Here is a 16999-nt window from a genome sequence, read left to right as displayed (position 1 = left end):
TGGCCCCAATGCGACGGCAAGCGTCGACATGCGGCCTCGGGTGGCTCAACCGCAGCGAAGAATTTGCCAATCGGCGACGTCGGTCCTGACACGTACCTGGGAGAATAATTAAGTGAAGCTGGTTTACAGCCGGTCTCAATCCGGTCCAAAAGCCGGCGGTTGCCGGCCTGAGTCTGCCTAAACCCGCGAAGTAGCGGCTCGCGATGCAACTGGCCGGGCGACGCCGCCCGCGAGTTCACGCTCCAGCACATCCAGCAGTTGCTGCGCCGAGCGGTCCCAGCGGAACGATCGTGCATGAGCCCTGCCGCGAGTGCGCCAGGTCTCTCGTAACGCGGCGTCTCCCATCATTTGAGTCACTTTCTCGGCGATGTCCTCGACCGAGAGCGCGTCGCAATACATCGCGGCGTCGCCGCACACTTCGGGCAACGATGCCTCGCGCGACACGATCACCGGGCAGCCGCACGCCATTGCTTCGAGCGGCGGCAAGCCAAAACCTTCGTACAACGATGGAAACAGAAAACAGGCCGCGTTTTCGTACAGGGCCCGCAATTCGCCATCCGAGACGAAGCCGGCGGCGACGATGTTTTTCGACATCTCGTAGCCCGCCTTCGCCTTTGGATTGAAGACCCGCAGATCGCAACCGCCAACCACCACGAACTTCCAGTCGTGACGCTCGCTCAGGCTTTCGATCGCAGCGAGTACACGCGCGAGATTCTTGCCGACCGAAAGATTGCCCACCGCCAGCACGTAGCCGTCGTTTTGCAGATTGAGGCGCGACAGGATGCCGGCATCCGGTGCGATCTTGTCGAAATGGTCCACGCCATTGAGCACCACCGAAATGCGCGAAGCGTCGATGCCAAGGCGCGCCATGATTCGCTTCTTGGAGAATTCCGACACAGTGACGATATGGCTCGCGGAGCGCTTGAGCACGGAAAACGCCACGCGGTACCAAAGCCGGAACTTCCACGAGTAGTTTTCCGGCAGATCGTAGACGGCCACGTCGTGCATCATCACCACCTGGCGTCGCGCGAACAGCGGACCCATGTTGCACAGACTCAGCAAGGTGCGGCCGCCGGCTGCGAACGGCAGCGCCAGTTGTTCCCACAAGGAGCCCTTCAACCAGCCGAAGACGCTTTTGGCTTTAGGCAGGGGCACATCGGCCCGCGCATCGCCCGGAACCAGCAGGGGCAAGTCGGCGTCTTCAGGGAAGAGCCGCTGAAACGCAGTTGCCAGTTCGTAGCCGACCCGTTGCACGCCAGTGATCCGTTGCGACGCGAATTTGCCGTTGATCGCAAATCCGGCCGAGGGCCCCTGCCATCGTGCGTCCCGCGCCGCGGCGGAATCGACACTCGAGCCCGCTTCAACGGGGGTGCCTGTCCTGCGCGTTTCGGATCGCTCCTTAAACTGGTTCATCAGATATCGCTCCAGAAATTCCGGACTGCAAGAACACGTCTGCCTTCACCGCAACTCGCACGCAACCCGCACCACCCCGCAGCTCCGAAATAACCGCCGGGCGCGGCTGCCAGCGAAGCACATGGGATGTATTAAGCGTTCAGGCACATGGGTTGATCAGTACGGTTTCACACACAGCACCGGCCGGGCTGGCGTGCTTGGCGGACCTGGATCGCGATGCATTGGCCCGAATTGAAGGTGTGATTCCGCACCGATCAATGGAGTCGATACGCCTAGCGTGGCGAAACCGGGCGCGCCATAACGGTGCGCGCGCTTTAGACTGAACCGTTGTTTCTTCTTCGATGGGTGCCCTTGCTTATGCCTGAAACCGCCGTCCGAGGCCGTCTCGACCACATCGACGCGATGCGCGCCATCGCCGTGCTGCTCGTCATGTGGACGCACTACGCCGAGCTGTACGCGCGGATAGCAGGCTCGCAACATGTACTCGATACGCTGCAGCAGTCGGTCAATTTCGGCCGTGTCGGTGTGGTGATTTTCTTCGGCATCAGCGGTGTGCTGATTCCGACCAGCCTGCGTGGCACGTTGCGTGACGGCACACGCCGCTTCGTGATCCGACGGTTTTTCCGCCTTTATCCGGCCTTCTGGCTATCCATTCCAATCGGCTATCTCGCCTACTGGACCTTGTCCGGCCAGCAGATGAGCGTGCTCGATGTGGTCGCCAATCTGTCGATGATCCCCACCGCATTCGGCCACGACCCGGTGATGGCGCACTACTGGACCCTCGAAACCGAACTCTATTTTTACGGACTGTGCCTCGTGCTGTTCTGGCTCGGCGCGCTGCAACGCATGCGCGACCTGTGCTTTACGTGCATCGGCCTGTGCGCGTTGTTCATGATCACCTCCGCGCTCAAGATCATCCCGCCCACCGCACTCGGGCAATACAAGGGCATGCTGTTTCACCTCGCCATCATGTTCTGGGGCGCGTGTTTCCGTCAGGCTTACGACAAGCCGCACATGCAGGTGGTGTTCGCCAGATGGCAAAACGGCAAGCGATCTTTTTCCATGTCGTATCGTGCCGCGCTTGCATGGTTGACTGCCATGCTCGTGGGCATCGCACTGCTCATGGCCGCGCTCGATTTACGCGCCCACGATCTGGAGCACGTGTCGGCCTCGCTCGGCTACGTGGTCGGCATTGGTGCGTTCATCCTGTTCGCCAGCGTGCTGAAAATCCATTTGCGCCTGTTCGCGTGGCTGGGTGAAATCAGCTATTCGATCTACCTGCTGCATGGCGTGCCGCTCTACGTCATCTACTGGTACTGCAGTACGCATGGCCTCACGGGCGGACCGCTCGGCCTGTATATGGCGGTGACCGTGCCGCCCGCCATCGCGCTGGCCTGGCTGAGCTACCGTCTGGTGGAAGCGACCAGTATCCGGCTGGGGCACGCGTTGACGTCGGGCCGCAAGCCGGTCGTCAACGAAAGCTTTGAAAGTTCGGTCCCGCACTGAGCGCAATCGCAACGCGCCCTATTTTGTCGTCAAGGTAGAGAAAAAGAACATCTCTTACGCTATTTGCCAGGCGCAACGCTCGCCGCTCGCTTGTTTTGATCAGGGCTTTGATCACGGATTGGATTACGCGGCGGCCTGACATTTTTGCCGATTTGCCAGCACGCGCCATTCAGCACGCGGAAAAATTGCTCACTGCGTGCTCATGGTTTGACATTGCCTGCTATGGCCTGCCTGGTGCGTGTTTCCACACGCTACCCTCGGCGCCTGTTTCGCATCGTGCTGGTGTGCCCCTAACGCAGTCGGAGATCTCGATGTACGCGAAAGCGATTTCGATGCTGTTTTATATGTTTTTCACCTGCATCGTCTTCAACCCGCAGATTTCGGGCGTCACGATCTATCTGTACGTGATGCTGCCGATGCTCGACCCCGGCTTCATCAGCTACCTGCTGGCGACGTTCCGGCGCTGGGCGATTCCGCTCGGCATCAGCATCGTCATCTGTCTGCTCAGCTCACCGATGGCAGCCGCCAAAGTGATCTCCGTGGCGATCTGCCTGGGCTACCTCGCCTACACGTTCAGCAGACGAATCGATTACCTGAACCTGTGGATGGCCATCAACATCCTGTTTGGCGTCCTGCAGTTCATTGCCTATTACGTCGACTACGACCTCTCCGTGCAGTTGGGGCCGAACGCGGTTTCGCAGATGCTGTGGGGCGCCTCGGCCACGCAGACCAATACCAACTTCTACGAAATCATGTTCTTCGCGCGGGTCTGCGGCTTCTCGCGCGAGGCGGGCTTCTTCGCTTCGCTACTGGTCGCCTCGTTCGTGCTGTATCTGATGCAGGACCGGCCCAAGAGCAAACTGATGATTGCGCTGTATTGCCTCGGGCTCGTGATCAGCTTCTCGAAGGCTTCGCTGGTGCTGGTGATCTTCGTGATGCTCTACTACGTCCGCCGGCCGCTGCGCTCGATCCACCCGCTCGTTTCGATCTTCGTTTTTACTGCCATTTCAATGGCGCTGGCGCTCTACATGAGTCAGCACGATTTCTTCGGCTCGGCTACGTTCGCGCACCGCTTCGCCGGCTATCCGTTCATGCTCGACGCGCGTTTTTCCGACCTCATCAAGGGCATTGGTCCGGGACAACTCAACTCCGATTACGACTATCTGCCCTACGTTCACATGAACGCGGATCTCTACGCGGAGAGCGACGTGACCTTCTCTAGCCTGCCGGGTCTGGTGTCGGATATGGGTCTGATCGCGGCGCTCGCGCTGGTCGGCGTGCTGGCCTTCACCGCGAGCGATGGCTTCGTGGTGCTGCTGTTCCTGCTGATTACCGCCACCGTCAGCGTCACGATGGTGACTTCGTTCGTACCAATTGCCTATCTGATCTGCTACTGGCCGCGCATCAGCGCGTATAACGCCGAGCAGCGCCGGCGCCCTCACGTACCGGCGGGTCGTGGCTCCTCGGCGTTGCGGCCAACCTGACCTGCGCGCAGTTCGCCGCTCGATACCAATGCGTTCCGCCGATGACGCACGCTGCGTTGCGCCTCGGCATGAACGCCCTCACAGGGACTCCATGCAAACGATTTCCCATCGCAAGAATTCGTTGAAACGATTTGCGCGCGTGCGCGTCACGTTTGCCGCCCTGTGCGTGTTCCTATTTTCGGGCGGCTGTTTCGCCCAGGCGCAACTGCGTGTGGTCAACTTTCCTGGCTCGCTGGTCACGACGGCGAGCGGCAAAAAGGTCGTGCGCTTCGCCGTGCCAGCCGGCGTCAACGTAAAAGGCGCCACTCTCGCGGTCAGTGTCACGCCATACAACGCCGACGGCAGAGTCGCCTTGCGGCGCGGCCCGTCGGTGACCAAAACCGTGACCGACACCGAGGCGGATGGCTCCATTAGCATCGCTGTAACGACACCGGGCTCGGGGCTCTTCCAGCTCGATGCCATGTTGACCTCGGCTGACGGCGACACGCTCGCGCAGACCACCAGCACGGTCGCGGTGGTCACCAAACGCAATGAAGTCGGCCCCAGCGACTTCGGCATCGTGACGCACTTCGGCCAGGGCGGCACGCCACCTTCCGTGCTGCTGCCGCTCATCAAGCAAGCGGGCTTCTCGTGGATTCGCGACGAGATGTACTGGCAGTCCATCGAAGCGAAACCGAACACCTTTAGCTTTCCCGCGCGCTTCGACACCTACATCAACGCGGCTACACAGATGGGTATTTCGCCTCTGATCGTGCTCGATTACGGCAATGGGGTGGCGTATCCGAAGCTCTTCGAGAAGTCGCAGTTTCCGGACACACCCGAAACGCGCGCCCTCTTCGTGCGCTACGTCGACGCCGTGGTCAAACGCTACGGTTCAAAGGTCAAGCATTGGGAAATCTGGAACGAACCTGACTTCAAGAACATCAGCTACGACAACTACCTCGCCTTGCTGAAGGACAGCTACGCCGCGATCAAGGCGCAGAGCCCCGATTCCACCGTGATTTCGTGCGGCGGCGGCGGCGCAGGCGGCGGCCCGGGCGGTGACTGCATCGTCGCCATCATCGACAAAGGCGGCCTGAACGATCAGGACGGCTTCAGCATTCATCCGTACATGCCGCCTAATCCGCCGGAGACGGGCTATAAGGGCAAAGGCGGTCCCATCGACGCCGTGAGTATTCCGACCACGTGGCCTTATCTACACGACTTCACGATGAAGCACGTGAAGGCGAACGGTCAGCCGTTACAGGTGTGGGTGACAGAGCTGGGATGGCCGGTGAATCCGAAAGTGCCGGGTCAGGATGAAGCGACCCAGGCTGCCAATCTGGTGCGCAGCTATCTGCTGTCACGGCGTTATACGGCGGTGAGCGTGCTGTTCTGGTATGACTTCGTCGATGACGGCACCGACATCAACAACTTCGAATTTAATTTCGGTCTGCTTCACAACGACCTGACGCCGAAGCCTGCATTCGTGGCCACCTCGGTGCTGGCTACCACAGTAGGCAAACGCAAATGGGACAAAAGCCTGGTCGATACGCCCGATATCAAGGTGTATCAGTACGGCCCGGGTGATCCTGTGATTGTTGGCTGGACGCCTGGCACCGAGAACCGGACCGCCTCGATAAGCCTGCCACCCGGCCGCTATATTCAGCGCGACTGGCAAGGTGTCGAAACGGCAGTCACGATCACTGATCAGGATTTCGACTGGCAGGTGGGCCCGCTGCCCCGCTACCTCATTCCGGTGAAAGCGGCGAACTGAGCCGCGCTCGACTGGCGGCGATCGCAGCGTTCTCCGCGCTAACCGCCTTCGATTTGCCGAGCCTTTTACGTGACGTCCCCGGCTGCACTACCCTCGCGTAAATGCAAGGCCGTCATGGCCGTAGCGAGTACGCGAGCGGTGAAGAAGTTGGCGAGCAACTGCGGCGGCGTGATAAAAACCTTGGCCAACAGCACCTCGGCGCCTGCGCCCAGGGGCAGCGCGAAATGATGCGCAAGCGCCTTTGCCAATAGCAGCGCCCACGGCATGGCCAGCGAAGCGAGCAGGATCACCATGCAGGTGTAGAGCGTGTACAGACCGGTACGCACGAGGTAGCGCCCGCTTCTTGCGCGAAACACCAGCAGGCGCGAAACCGAAAACACCACCACAGCCGCAATCACGGAGCTGAGAAAATTGGCCTGAAATACCGGCAAATTCAGCCACTGCGTGAACAGAAAAAGCAGCGAGCTGTCGAGCAGCCAGCCGCACCCCGAGACGGTGGCGAACTGGAAAAATGATTTGATCGTCTTTGCTTGCAAACGGCGGCCTCCGCAGCAGTCGGGCCCTGCGGCCCGGATAGGAGAGTGTGCGCTTCGATTGGTTGATCGCCTAGCCGGCGATACTCAGACTTCTCGGCGCAATGCCAAATTGATCCAGCGCGGTGAAGTCCGGTGCGGGATTCTGGAAGACGAAGCTGATCACGCTGTCGCTGCGGAAATTGAGTTTCAGACCCAGCGTCTCCGCGAATTTGAGCCCCGCATACAACACACGCCACGGCACCGGAATCAATACCAGTTGCCTTCCCTGCTCGCTTGCCAGGTAGCGCAAGATGGCCCGAAAGGCGATGCCGTTCGGCTGGGCGATGGTCAACGGGTGACGCGCCCGGTCGAATTCGCCGCCAACCGCGCGGCGCAGCACGTCGGCCAGCGTATCTTCGTGCAGTAAATATTGGAGCGCGCTGCCGTCGCCGATCATCGGTACGAAGCGCGCCTTGTCGGCCACCTGCTTGAGGCTGCCAAACACGCCCCCTTCGTTCGGCCCATACACGAGGCCCAAACGCAGCACCACGCCGCCTGCATCGAGGGCGAGCCGCTCGACGCCCAGCTTGGCTTGCCCGTAGACGGAACGTGCTCCCGCATACGCGCTAATGGTCGAAATGAAAATGATCTTCTCGATACCGGCGCGGCGCGCGGCGTCGAAGAGTCGCGCAGAGCCCTGCACGCAAACGCGCTGTATGTCGTCCATGCCATTGGCCTGCATGTCCCACGCGGCGTGAATCAAATGGGTGACGTTGCGCTGCTGCAACTCGCGCGCCACGGACTCGACGTCTGCATCAAGCGACCACTGCATGTCCGTTGCGCTAGCGGGATGGCGAACCATCCTCACCACCTCGCCGCTCGCCGCGAGCGAGCGCACGATGATCGAGCCGACGTAGCCGTTCGCACCCGTCACGGCAAATCGCGCAGGAGTGGCTGTCATAGTCGTAACGCGCAGGCGCTTTCAGGAGCGAGACGTGTCACGGCCTTGCCGATACGATATGCGTTAGCCATCACCGTCAAGGTAATCGTCGTGGCGGGGATGCTCGGAAAGACAGTCGAGTCGATCACATGGGTGAACGTCATGCCGTGCGGGCGTCCCAAGGTATCGGTCTGGCCGACTTTGGGATGCGCGGCCATCGGAAAACTGCCGCCTGTGTGGAAGCCGCGCCCCGGCTCTGTGATCTGCAACATGCGCGAGACCGGGAAAGCGCCGAGGGCGCCCGAGTTCGCACGCAACTTCGCCACCACCTGACCGACCTTTGCTTTCGTCTGTGAGTTCAAGGCTTCGCTGAGATCGAAGACGTCGCTCGTACTCGTGCGGCGCAGAACGCCGTTGATGAGCCCCGAGTGCGCCGAATGCAGATACGCCTGCACGAGTAGCAGCCGGCCAAGAACCGCGTTCTTCGGAAACACGTGCTTCAACGGGCCCAACTTATGGTCCAGCAACTGTTCGAGGTGGTCGTTGTAGCTGTACACCTGCAAATGAACTGCGTGAGGACTGATGGCCGCGTCGGCCAATTCGATGAATGCCTGGCTCAGCGTATAGAGCGCCTCGTCTGCTACAGCGGGCGAGCCCTTCGTCTGCAACATCGGGAACAGAAAATACTGCGAGTCCTTGAATTGCACCCGACGTTCGTAGAGTCCCAACGAACGCAGCAGAATGACCGTGGAGTTGATCGTTCCCGCGCCCAGAAAAACCCGGCCACCGCTCAATTCCGAACGCACGCCATCGCGATCCATCACTTCGATGATGACGCCGCTCTGCGTCTCTCTCACGGACTGCACGATGACATGAGGGCGATAGTGCACGCGGCCCGTGCTGATCAACTGCTGCAACGTGTGGCGGCTGGAATACACCACATCGCGCGGGCATCCATGCAGGCAATAGCCGCAGTAATAGCAGCTTCTGGTATCGCTCTGTTCGTCCGCGTTCACCGCAAGACGCGAGCCGCCCACGCTAATGCCCTCTGCCAGCAACGCCTCTCTAAGACGCCCGCTACGTTCCAGCAAGTGGCGAATCTGCGTGCTCTGCCTGAGCGCCGACATGGACTGTGCCGCGATGGGAAACTGCGCGCTCAGATCGTCTTCCTGTCCGGCAACGGGCAGCATATTGAGCGCGGCTACATAACCGCTCGCCAGCTCGTCGTAGCGAACCGGCCAATCGCGGATATCTTCCGCGCTATAGGGAAACAGCGCGGCGCCCCACACATTGCTCAATCCACCTTTCGCATACGACGCGCGAATGCTTAGCTTTCCGTAACGTATATCGGGCGCTCCCAGCGGCCGCTGGTACGGATAATTCGATCCATGCACCAGCTTGAATGGGACCTCTCCGCTTTTGGGGACCACCGTCCTCAGCACCTTGATTTCCTGCTCCGACCACTCGGCGCGCGGCTTGTCTCCGACCATGCGCGCAACCGCCTCACGCTCAGGCTCCAACGTTACGCCGGCGTCGAGTATCGTGACCTCATGTCCCTCGCTGGCGAGCGCGTGCGCGCACGCGACCCCCGCGGGTCCAGACCCGACGACGTAGTACATGGCAGAAGGCTTTTGCATGTATGCGTGAATTTGAGTGGCTGCCTGGTGAACCCTTTATGAACCTTGCTTTGACTACGAGTGGGCCATGACCGGCGCCCCGCCAAACCCTTGCCGGGCGGTTTCCTTGCCAAGCACTCTCACGTTGAGTTGCAGAATGCTGAACAGGCAACTGGAAAAAACGAACTCCATGCCGGTGGAAATGAGCAAGGAAGAACACACTACGAGCCGCGTGAAGGAGTCTGCATCCAGTGCCCCGAAATGCGTGGACGACCAGATGTACAACGCGCGAAACACCATTGCCACGCCACCCAGCACCAGCGCGCCGCCAATCAGCGTACCTCTTTCAAGTTGCAACCATCGCCCCAGCCACGCGGTCCATCGGGAATTGGGGAATAACCCTTCCTGATCCGCAAACATACGCGAGAGCACCGCAAAAAGCAGCAACTGAAATCCCACCTCGGCCATCGTCGCGCAATAGATCAGCGTGTCAATACCAAAGCGGACGCCATGAATGGTGACAGGATGCGGGAACAGCGCGCCGCCGAGCAGTACGCCGGCCAGCAGCAATAGTATGCCCGGATACAGGAATAGCCAGTTGGGGCTGAACAGCAGCATGAACCGCAGATGACGCCAGCCATCGCGATAGGGCCGCAGATGCGGCGGACGCGAGCGGCCGTCGGGACTGAGCGTGGTCGGCACTTCCACCACGTTCATGTTCTTCAGCGTCGCCTTAATCACCATTTCGGACGCGAACTCCATGCCCATCGTGTGCAGATCCATGCGCTCGAAGGCCGCCTTGGAAAAGCCACGAATGCCGCAGTGAAAGTCGCGCGCTTTCGAACCGAACAGCAGGCGTCCGATACCCGACAGGATCGGATTGCCGATGTACCTGTTTTTCCACGGCATCGCGCCCGGCGCAATGCCGCCCATGAAGCGATTGCCCATCACCAGATCCGCACCGCTCCGCAGCGCCGCGACGAAGGGGTCGAGTCGGCTGAAGTCGTAGCTGTCGTCGGAGTCGCCCATGATGCAGTACTTGCCGTTCGCGTCCATCACGGCGCCATAAAGCGCCGCGCCGTAACCCCGCACCGGAATGTCCACGACGCGCGCGCCGAGCCGCCTTGCAATGTCCTGCGAGCCGTCGGTCGAACCGTTATCGCCGATCACGACTTCGCCCGAAATGGACCTGCCCTCGATAAACCGTTTGGCTTTCGCAATACACGCCTCCAGGGTTTCCGCTTCGTTCAGACATGGCATGACAATGCTCAATTCGACGCCGTTAGACATGAGAAGGTACCTCGCATCAGTTCGGAAAACGGATGAATCGTCAGGAGACCTGCTTGCCTGCATGCCGAGCGGCGCAGACAGAAAAAGTGCTTGATACAAGCACGAAAAATCGACACAGAGCGCAACTAAATACCCATAACGCGATCTGATTTTGGGCCGACGCGGTTTACCGTATGTGCGGTTTCACACCGAGAGACCGGCAACAAAAAGCGCCTGATTGAGGCTCGCAACAGTAGCCGTCTTTCGCTTGACAAACCACATCGCAACGGAGATTGTTAGCGTGACTTAGCGACTCGAAGGCCGCATACGCGAGTCCGGCGCTTCGCTTTTCATCCCTGCATTCAGGTCACGATCGCAGCATTGCGCTGCCGATCTTTTTCATGACACCGACGCCGGTGCGAGAAATAGCCAGCCAGATTTCGTGACCACGCCGTGGGTCACGCAGCGAACGCTCTACCGTGGAGGGACGTCTCGTGGGTGGAAACGAAAACAACCTGAGCATGGGGGCGCATCAGCGCGACGCGTCGCTGACGCGGTCCGGTGAGAAAGTGGGGTGGCGTGCCCTATATTTCGTTGTCGCGATCGTGCTTTCGGTCGCGTATTTTCATTCGGCCATCGAAGTATCCAGTATCAAGCATCTCTGGATGGACGAGGTTATCGCCGTCACCGCCGCGAATCAGCCCACGCTCGCCGGCGTCAACTCCGCTATCTGGGCCGGCACCGATTTCTCTCCCCCGCTGCTTCACTATCTTCTTCATACCCTGATTTATCACGCGAACGTTTTTAGTGCGCCATTGATTTACCGCGTCCCTTCTATCCTGAGTGTGTATCTCGCCGCGTGGCTGGTGTACGTGCTGGTGAGGCGCTATGTAACGGCGCCCGTCGCACTGGCAGCCTTTGCGTTGATGCTCTGCTCCGGGCTGTTCGAGTTTGCCGTGCAGGCACGACAATACGCACTACTGTCTTTAGACCTCGCAGCAGCCCTAGTCATCTGGGACGGATTTCAGCGCACACGTTATCCGACGCTCAGCGCCATTGCACTGTGGATCGCGTTCGCGCTCGGTTTGTGCACCCATTTTTACGGCTTCCTGGCCATTGCTGCGGTTGGCCTCTGCGAAGTGCTGTATGTGGTAACGGGCGGCGGCATCCGATGGAGAATCTGGCTGGCGTTGGTGCTGGCCTTCCCGGTAGAGATTGGCCTTCGTCCGCTCGCTGCGCATCTGGCTTCGTTGAATGCCGGCGACAACAAGGCACTCGGTTATTACGCGCATCCAACCATTGGTGCATTCACGGATGCATTGTGGCGGGCGTGGCTGGGAGGAAGCGGCGGCACGCTGGTGGTCGCAGCAGCTTCATTGATCGCGGTGCTGGTTTCGCTCGCGAGGCGCTCGCCGTGGCTATCGGCGCGCTTGAGCGCATGGGATGACGAAGCGCCACCCGCCTCGGCCACGAACTTCCTGCAACTCGAGATCGTGCTTGCGTCGCTGTTGTTGCTACCGTTCGTGGTGTTCGCTTTTGCGATGCTCGTGACGGGTTCGTTCAGCTACCGGTACGTGATGGCCGACGCGTTGTTCTTCGGCATCGCAGGCGCCTACTTACTGGAGAAGCTGAAATCGCGCCGGACCGTATCGTTGCTGTTGATGGTCTTGCTGATCTGCATGCTGGTAGGTCGAGGCCACGCCAGCGATGAGCTTGCCGGCGTGATGGCGAGTCTGCGGCAGGTGCCGCCTGATCTGCCTATCGTGGTGGAAGATGGGCGGGACTACATTGAACTGATGGGAGCGAAAGATAATCCGTTCAGAGACCGGCTATATCTGCTCGACTATCCACCGGGATACGTTTCACCGGATCCGACCAATGAGCATGCGGCCGCGCGAATGGCGCCGTTCGACCCGGATTACAAGGTGGTTGGATTGCACGCGTTTCTGGCCGACCACAAGGACTTCTATCTGCTCACCGTGCCGGAGCACAGCAGCAATGGCCTGCTGCCGTGGCTCTTTACCGACTCGATTACGTCGCGCCTGCTGTTCTCCAGAATCGACGCAACGGTATTGCAGGTCCATGACAGCGATCACTGAACCTGCAATACGTGGGTGAAGTAAACCGGTTTCTAAAACGCGGATTCCTGCTGCGGTTGCGATACCGTTCGCGTTACCGCACGCGTTGCGCCATTTTCCGCCCGCCCCACAGCGTCGCACGCACGCCTTCAGGCCATGCCGTCGGATCGAAGCCGTGATGTTTGAAGAGGCTGAGCGTCAGACGTTCGAGGCCAAAGCCACAGCAACCCGTGTGCGCGATTTCGCCTGCGTCGGTGTAAATCTTCCACAGCGAGCTGAACTTGTCGCGGTGATAGTTGAAGCTGCCGCAAGCCGTCAATCTGTCGGGGTTGACCCCGGGAATCAGCAGTTCGAATTTCAGTTGCTGCTCACGCTGGCTGTCGATCAGAATCTTGCCGGTGCGGCCGAAGAACGGATCGTTAGCCAAACCAATCGACGATGGCAGTTGCAACCCGCGCATCATGCCCTTGGTGTGCTCGATCCAGTCTTCACGGAAGGCGAGCACTTCTGCCGGCGTACCCATGCGCACGAATTCGCGCTGGCGGAACATCAGCATGCGCTCGGGCGCCGTGGACGGTTCATAGCGGCAGCAATAGGAAAAGATATCCACCAGCCGGCCACCCGTAGGTAGTGGGCCACGCGCGGCCATTACGCCATACACCGGGTAGCAGGCCACCGGCGTCATGACGATGCGCGTCGGCTTGACGTCTTCGGTCCAGTCTTCGTCGTTGTCGAGACATTTGAGCAGGCGTTGGTGGCTGCGCTCGTTGCCGCAGAAGCTGAACACGGCACCCAGCTGATCCGGGAAATTGGCCCAGTATCCGCTCTCCTCCAGCACCTTCCTGCTCATGGCCGGCGGAAAGCGCAATACTTCGACCTCCTTGCCTTCGCCCCACGCACCGATCAGATCGCTGACGCGTTCCACCACGTCTTCGAACACCTGGCTGCGGCCATACAAACCATCCACGCCCGTGGAGATCAGAAGGCCGGCCGCCAGGAGTTGCTCCATATAACTGGGGCTTTCCAAATCGTCTTCCTCGTCATACGCCTCAATTTCGACTTCGGCGACGTTGAATCCTGCGACCTGCTCTTCTGCGTGCGTGCTCATAGGGATGTCCTGGTGGGGTGACCGTCTGGTCCGATATGAAATAAGACTCTCTCTATCTTTTCATTCCGACTTTTTCCGCCACTAACGCTAGCTTTTTCACTGCAATGGCGGATCTTGATGAACCACTATCAGCTGACTAAAGCACCCGTTCTGTGCGGAAACACACTCTTACCCAGGCGGCCAATACGCTATGGCATGCCAGCGACATATCCGGGGACTACGCTGCTCGACGCAATGCTTGAGTGGGTCACGCTCTGTGCGAATCCGAACCGATCTCTTAGGGCGAACCCGCATAGGATCGGGCATGGAGATTGATCTAAGGCCTCGCGATCTCGCTTTTGACGCTGCAACGTCGCGATGACGTTGCACACGCAAACCTCATTCCTCGTAGCCGGTTTTTCTGGGTTTTCTATTACGTGCGCGCTTATCTTCCAGCTAGGCAGCGAGGCGCACATCACGCAGCACTCACGCAACGAGCCACGCCATGGCGTGGCAGCAGGTTGAATCATTCCCCGCGGCTTTGAGCGGCGCGCTCGAGGCGTCGACGGGCCAGCAGTTTCACTCTTTTCATCAACCCGATGTGGGAACTCCTACCATGCTTAAAGTCACCAAAGCCGTGTTTCCCGTAGCAGGTCTCGGAACGAGATTTCTGCCGGCCACCAAGGCAAGCCCGAAGGAAATGTTGCCCATCGTCGACAAGCCGTTGATCCAGTACGCGGTAGAAGAAGCGATTGCAGCCGGTATCACCGAAATGATCTTCGTGACCGGCCGCAGCAAGCGCGCCATTGAAGATCACTTCGACAAATCGTATGAAATTGAAGCCGAACTGGAAGCACGCGGTAAGGCCAAGCTGCTCGATCTGGTTCGCAGCATCAAACCCGCCAACGTGGATTGTTTCTACGTGCGTCAGGCCGAAGCACTCGGTCTTGGCCATGCAGTGCTATGCGCGGAAAAGCTGATTGGTGACAGCCCGTTTGCCGTGATTCTCGCGGACGACCTGCTGCACAGCACGCAACCGGTGATGAAGCAGCTCGTCAACGTGTTCGATCACTATCACAGCTCGGTGGTCGGCGTTGAAACCATCGCACCGGAAGAAAGCCGTTCGTACGGCGTGATCGACGGCCGTGAATGGGAAAAGGATGTGATCAAGCTGAAGAGCATCGTTGAAAAGCCCGCACCGGACAAAGCGCCTTCCAATCTCGGCGTGGTGGGCCGTTACGTGCTGATGCCGACCATCTTCAAGCACATTCGTGCGCTGCGCCCGGGCGCCGGTGGCGAACTGCAACTCACCGACGCCTTGGGTTCACTGCTCGCCGAAGAACAGGTGCTCGCCTATCGCTACTTCGGCCAGCGCTTCGATTGCGGCAGCAAGCTCGGCTATCTGAAGGCGACCGTGGAATTCGCGCTGCGTCACCCGGAGGTCAAGGCAGAGTTCGAAGAGTATCTGCAAGGCTATCTGGCTATGCAAGCCGCCACCGTTGAAGCCGAAGCCGCTTGAACTGAACAACCGCTAAAAGGCGGTAAAAACGAAAAGACCTCGCAACGCGATCAAAAGCGTTGCGAGGTCTTTATGCTTAAGACGTCTCTTCTTTGCTACCAGGACGTCGTTCTTCCTAAAGTCGTTCTGCCTAAGTCGTTCTTCCCGAGAGGCCTCGATGCTTCGAGGCCCCGACAAACTCAATAAGCGCCGTCCCGCTTCAACACCACGCCCACGGTCTTGAAGATGATGGACACGTCGTACCACAGCGACCAGTTCTTCACATACCACGCATCGAGAAACACGCGGCGCGCGTAGTCGGTATCGTTGCGGCCGCTCACTTGCCAGAGACCCGTCATACCCGGCTTGGCCAGCAGATAGTAGGCCGCATCTTCGCCATACCGCTCGATTTCCTTGTCGATCACGGGGCGCGGCCCGACCAGGCTCATATCGCCGCGCAGCACGTTCCACAACTGCGGCAGTTCATCCAGGCTGGTCTTGCGCAGCAGCGAGCCAATACGTGTCACGCGCACATCGTTCTTCAGCTTGAAGTCCTTGTCCCACTCCGCGCGTGCAACCGGATCGCGCTCCAGCAGTTCCTTAAGCACCTTGTCCGCGTTCGGCACCATCGAGCGGAATTTGTAGCACTTGAACTTCCTGCCGTGCTGACCAATACGCGTATGGCCAAAGAACGCGGAGCCGCCATCCTTTGCCACCAGCGCCGCAAGAATCGCGAAGATGGGCAGCAGCATGATGACGAGAAAGCCGCCTACCAGTACGTCGAAAATCCGTTTCAACACCTTGGCCGAGAAGCGCGCGAGATTGTTCTGCATGCGCAGCATCATCACTTCATGGCCGAAAAAGTAGGAGATGTCGGTGCCGTACATCGGCACGCCGCGCATGGGCGCCATTACCGTGACATCGCGCACGCCGTTTTTGGTGAGCCCACGTACCCACATGTCGCGCAGCTCGCGGTGGTCGTGCTCGAGTGCAATGACCACCTGCACGCCCGGCAAGGTACGGAACGTGGCAGGCGTGAGTCCGTGAAGCACAGGCGCGTCCGATACCAGCACCTTGTCGCCATTCATCGCGGTCTCGTTATCCGGCGCCACGTAGGCCACGACTTCCACGCCGAGAAACGACTGGCTCGATAACGCATGCTTGCTCTCCAGCGCGTTTTCGCCGCAACCGATGATCAACGTGGGCCGCTTCCACAGTCCCGCGTAATCGAGCGCGCGCTTGGTCATGGAGCGAAACATCGGCACGAACACAAATGCGCCGCCCCACGTCATGGCCCACCAGCCGCGCGAAAACATGCCTTTAGTCAGCGTGGTCAGTGCGAGATGGATCACGGCCAGTACGATGACCGTGCGAAAGACTTCCTGAAACTCGCGCCACATGGGCCGGCGGCAGGTGTAATGGCGCAGCCTCGTCCAGAACCATGCGGTGCCGCCCAATGCCAGCATCAGATACGTCAGCACGGGGTGCGTCGAGAAGACTGTCCAGATGGTGGTGGGAGTATCGACCGTGAACGGGCCAAGCACGCGCGCGGCGAGCAGAAGCGCGACCGTGAAGCCAAGGAAATCCGCGGCGGCCAGCGCGACCTTGTTGGTCAGTGCCGGATAGGGCGTCACGCCCAGTCTCGGCAATGACGCATACTCGATTCCGATGGTTGAGTTCACTTGGCATTTCCTCGTATTGAGCTGCCGGCAGACAATTCAAACCGATTCCCCAGACTGCCCGCTTCTGGTTCTTCGCGTGAACGTCATACAGACGTTTTTATCGAACACCGGCGCACGAAGTCACCGCCATCCTCTTTTCCCCGCATCTGTCAAAG

General features: G+C 59.7%; 12 protein-coding genes. 5 read left to right on the top strand and 7 right to left on the bottom strand.

What is annotated here, in order from left to right; translation table 11 throughout:
* Positions 1 to 177: 177 nt before the first annotated feature.
* Positions 178 to 1413 (bottom strand): glycosyltransferase family 1 protein, encoded by a 1236-nt coding sequence (locus D0B32_RS20425; RefSeq protein WP_117336087.1) that lies wholly within the window; start codon positions 1411 to 1413, stop codon positions 178 to 180.
* Positions 1414 to 1770: 357 nt separating this feature from the next.
* Here D0B32_RS20425 and D0B32_RS20420 point away from each other — a divergent pair, with 357 nt between their 5' ends.
* The 3 genes from D0B32_RS20420 (at position 1771) to D0B32_RS20410 (ending at position 6159) form a co-directional block, all read left to right on the top strand.
* Entirely contained in the window at positions 1771 to 2919 is a 1149-nt protein-coding gene (locus tag D0B32_RS20420; protein WP_117336086.1) for an acyltransferase, read from the top strand.
* A 311-nt stretch (positions 2920 to 3230) separates the two neighbouring features.
* Positions 3231 to 4403, top strand: a complete 1173-nt coding sequence (locus D0B32_RS20415) for a hypothetical protein (RefSeq protein WP_117336085.1) — start codon at positions 3231 to 3233, stop codon at positions 4401 to 4403.
* Positions 4404 to 4494: 91 nt separating this feature from the next.
* Complete coding sequence (locus D0B32_RS20410) at positions 4495 to 6159, top strand: cellulase family glycosylhydrolase (RefSeq protein WP_117336084.1); 1665 nt, start codon at positions 4495 to 4497, stop codon at positions 6157 to 6159.
* 65 nt (positions 6160 to 6224) lie between these two features.
* On the opposite strand, the gene D0B32_RS20405 is transcribed toward D0B32_RS20410, so the two are convergent.
* The 4 genes from D0B32_RS20405 to D0B32_RS20390 form a co-directional block, all read right to left on the bottom strand.
* Positions 6225 to 6695 (bottom strand): GtrA family protein, encoded by a 471-nt coding sequence (locus tag D0B32_RS20405; protein WP_181969857.1) that lies wholly within the window; start codon positions 6693 to 6695, stop codon positions 6225 to 6227.
* 70 nt (positions 6696 to 6765) lie between these two features.
* The gene (locus D0B32_RS20400; RefSeq protein WP_117336082.1) at positions 6766 to 7635 is read right to left on the bottom strand and encodes an NAD(P)-dependent oxidoreductase; all 870 of its coding nucleotides are present in this window, start codon (positions 7633 to 7635) and stop codon (positions 6766 to 6768) included.
* The gene (locus D0B32_RS20395) at positions 7632 to 9251 is read right to left on the bottom strand and encodes a GMC oxidoreductase (RefSeq protein ID WP_117336321.1); all 1620 of its coding nucleotides are present in this window, start codon (positions 9249 to 9251) and stop codon (positions 7632 to 7634) included. Before D0B32_RS20395 ends, D0B32_RS20400 begins: the two co-directional genes overlap by 4 nt.
* A gap of 54 nt (positions 9252 to 9305) precedes the next feature.
* Positions 9306 to 10490, bottom strand: a complete 1185-nt coding sequence (locus D0B32_RS20390) for a glycosyltransferase family 2 protein (protein ID WP_117336081.1) — start codon at positions 10488 to 10490, stop codon at positions 9306 to 9308.
* Between the two features lie 503 nt (positions 10491 to 10993).
* Here D0B32_RS20390 and D0B32_RS20385 point away from each other — a divergent pair.
* Entirely contained in the window at positions 10994 to 12598 is a 1605-nt protein-coding gene (locus D0B32_RS20385) for a hypothetical protein (RefSeq protein WP_147329550.1), read from the top strand.
* A 73-nt stretch (positions 12599 to 12671) separates the two neighbouring features.
* Here D0B32_RS20385 and D0B32_RS20380 read toward each other — a convergent pair whose 3' ends face one another.
* Complete coding sequence (locus D0B32_RS20380; RefSeq protein WP_117336079.1) at positions 12672 to 13685, bottom strand: amino acid--[acyl-carrier-protein] ligase; 1014 nt, start codon at positions 13683 to 13685, stop codon at positions 12672 to 12674.
* Between the two features lie 595 nt (positions 13686 to 14280).
* On the opposite strand from D0B32_RS20380, the gene galU reads away from it, so the two are divergent.
* Complete coding sequence (galU, locus tag D0B32_RS20375; RefSeq protein WP_117336320.1) at positions 14281 to 15183, top strand: UTP--glucose-1-phosphate uridylyltransferase GalU; 903 nt, start codon at positions 14281 to 14283, stop codon at positions 15181 to 15183.
* Between the two features lie 179 nt (positions 15184 to 15362).
* Here galU and wbaP read toward each other — a convergent pair whose 3' ends face one another.
* A complete protein-coding gene (gene wbaP / locus D0B32_RS20370; RefSeq protein WP_117336319.1) occupies positions 15363 to 16778 on the bottom strand; it encodes an undecaprenyl-phosphate galactose phosphotransferase WbaP in 1416 nt (471 codons plus the stop codon).
* Positions 16779 to 16999: the final 221 nt, after the last annotated feature.

Source organism: Paraburkholderia sp. DHOC27, assembly GCF_003429005.1.
In the GTDB taxonomy this organism is placed as follows: Bacteria; Pseudomonadota; Gammaproteobacteria; order Burkholderiales; family Burkholderiaceae; genus Paraburkholderia.
The sequence above is the reverse complement of the archived record's forward strand: the minus strand, read 5'-3'. Positions and strand labels throughout refer to the sequence as shown.

Bases quoted from the DNA above. Each gene is read 5' to 3' on its own strand.
- D0B32_RS20425 (WP_117336087.1), bottom strand. From the start codon at position 1,413: ATGAACCAGTTTAAGGAGCGATCCGAAACGCGCAGGACAGGCACCCCC.
- D0B32_RS20420 (WP_117336086.1), top strand. From the start codon at position 1,771: ATGCCTGAAACCGCCGTCCGAGGCCGTCTCGACCACATCGACGCGATG.
- D0B32_RS20415 (WP_117336085.1), top strand. From the start codon at position 3,231: ATGTACGCGAAAGCGATTTCGATGCTGTTTTATATGTTTTTCACCTGC.
- D0B32_RS20410 (WP_117336084.1), top strand. From the start codon at position 4,495: ATGCAAACGATTTCCCATCGCAAGAATTCGTTGAAACGATTTGCGCGC.
- D0B32_RS20400 (WP_117336082.1), bottom strand. From the start codon at position 7,635: ATGACAGCCACTCCTGCGCGATTTGCCGTGACGGGTGCGAACGGCTAC.
- D0B32_RS20395 (WP_117336321.1), bottom strand. From the start codon at position 9,251: ATGCAAAAGCCTTCTGCCATGTACTACGTCGTCGGGTCTGGACCCGCG.
- D0B32_RS20390 (WP_117336081.1), bottom strand. From the start codon at position 10,490: ATGCCATGTCTGAACGAAGCGGAAACCCTGGAGGCGTGTATTGCGAAA.
- D0B32_RS20380 (WP_117336079.1), bottom strand. From the start codon at position 13,685: ATGAGCACGCACGCAGAAGAGCAGGTCGCAGGATTCAACGTCGCCGAA.
- galU (WP_117336320.1), top strand. From the start codon at position 14,281: ATGCTTAAAGTCACCAAAGCCGTGTTTCCCGTAGCAGGTCTCGGAACG.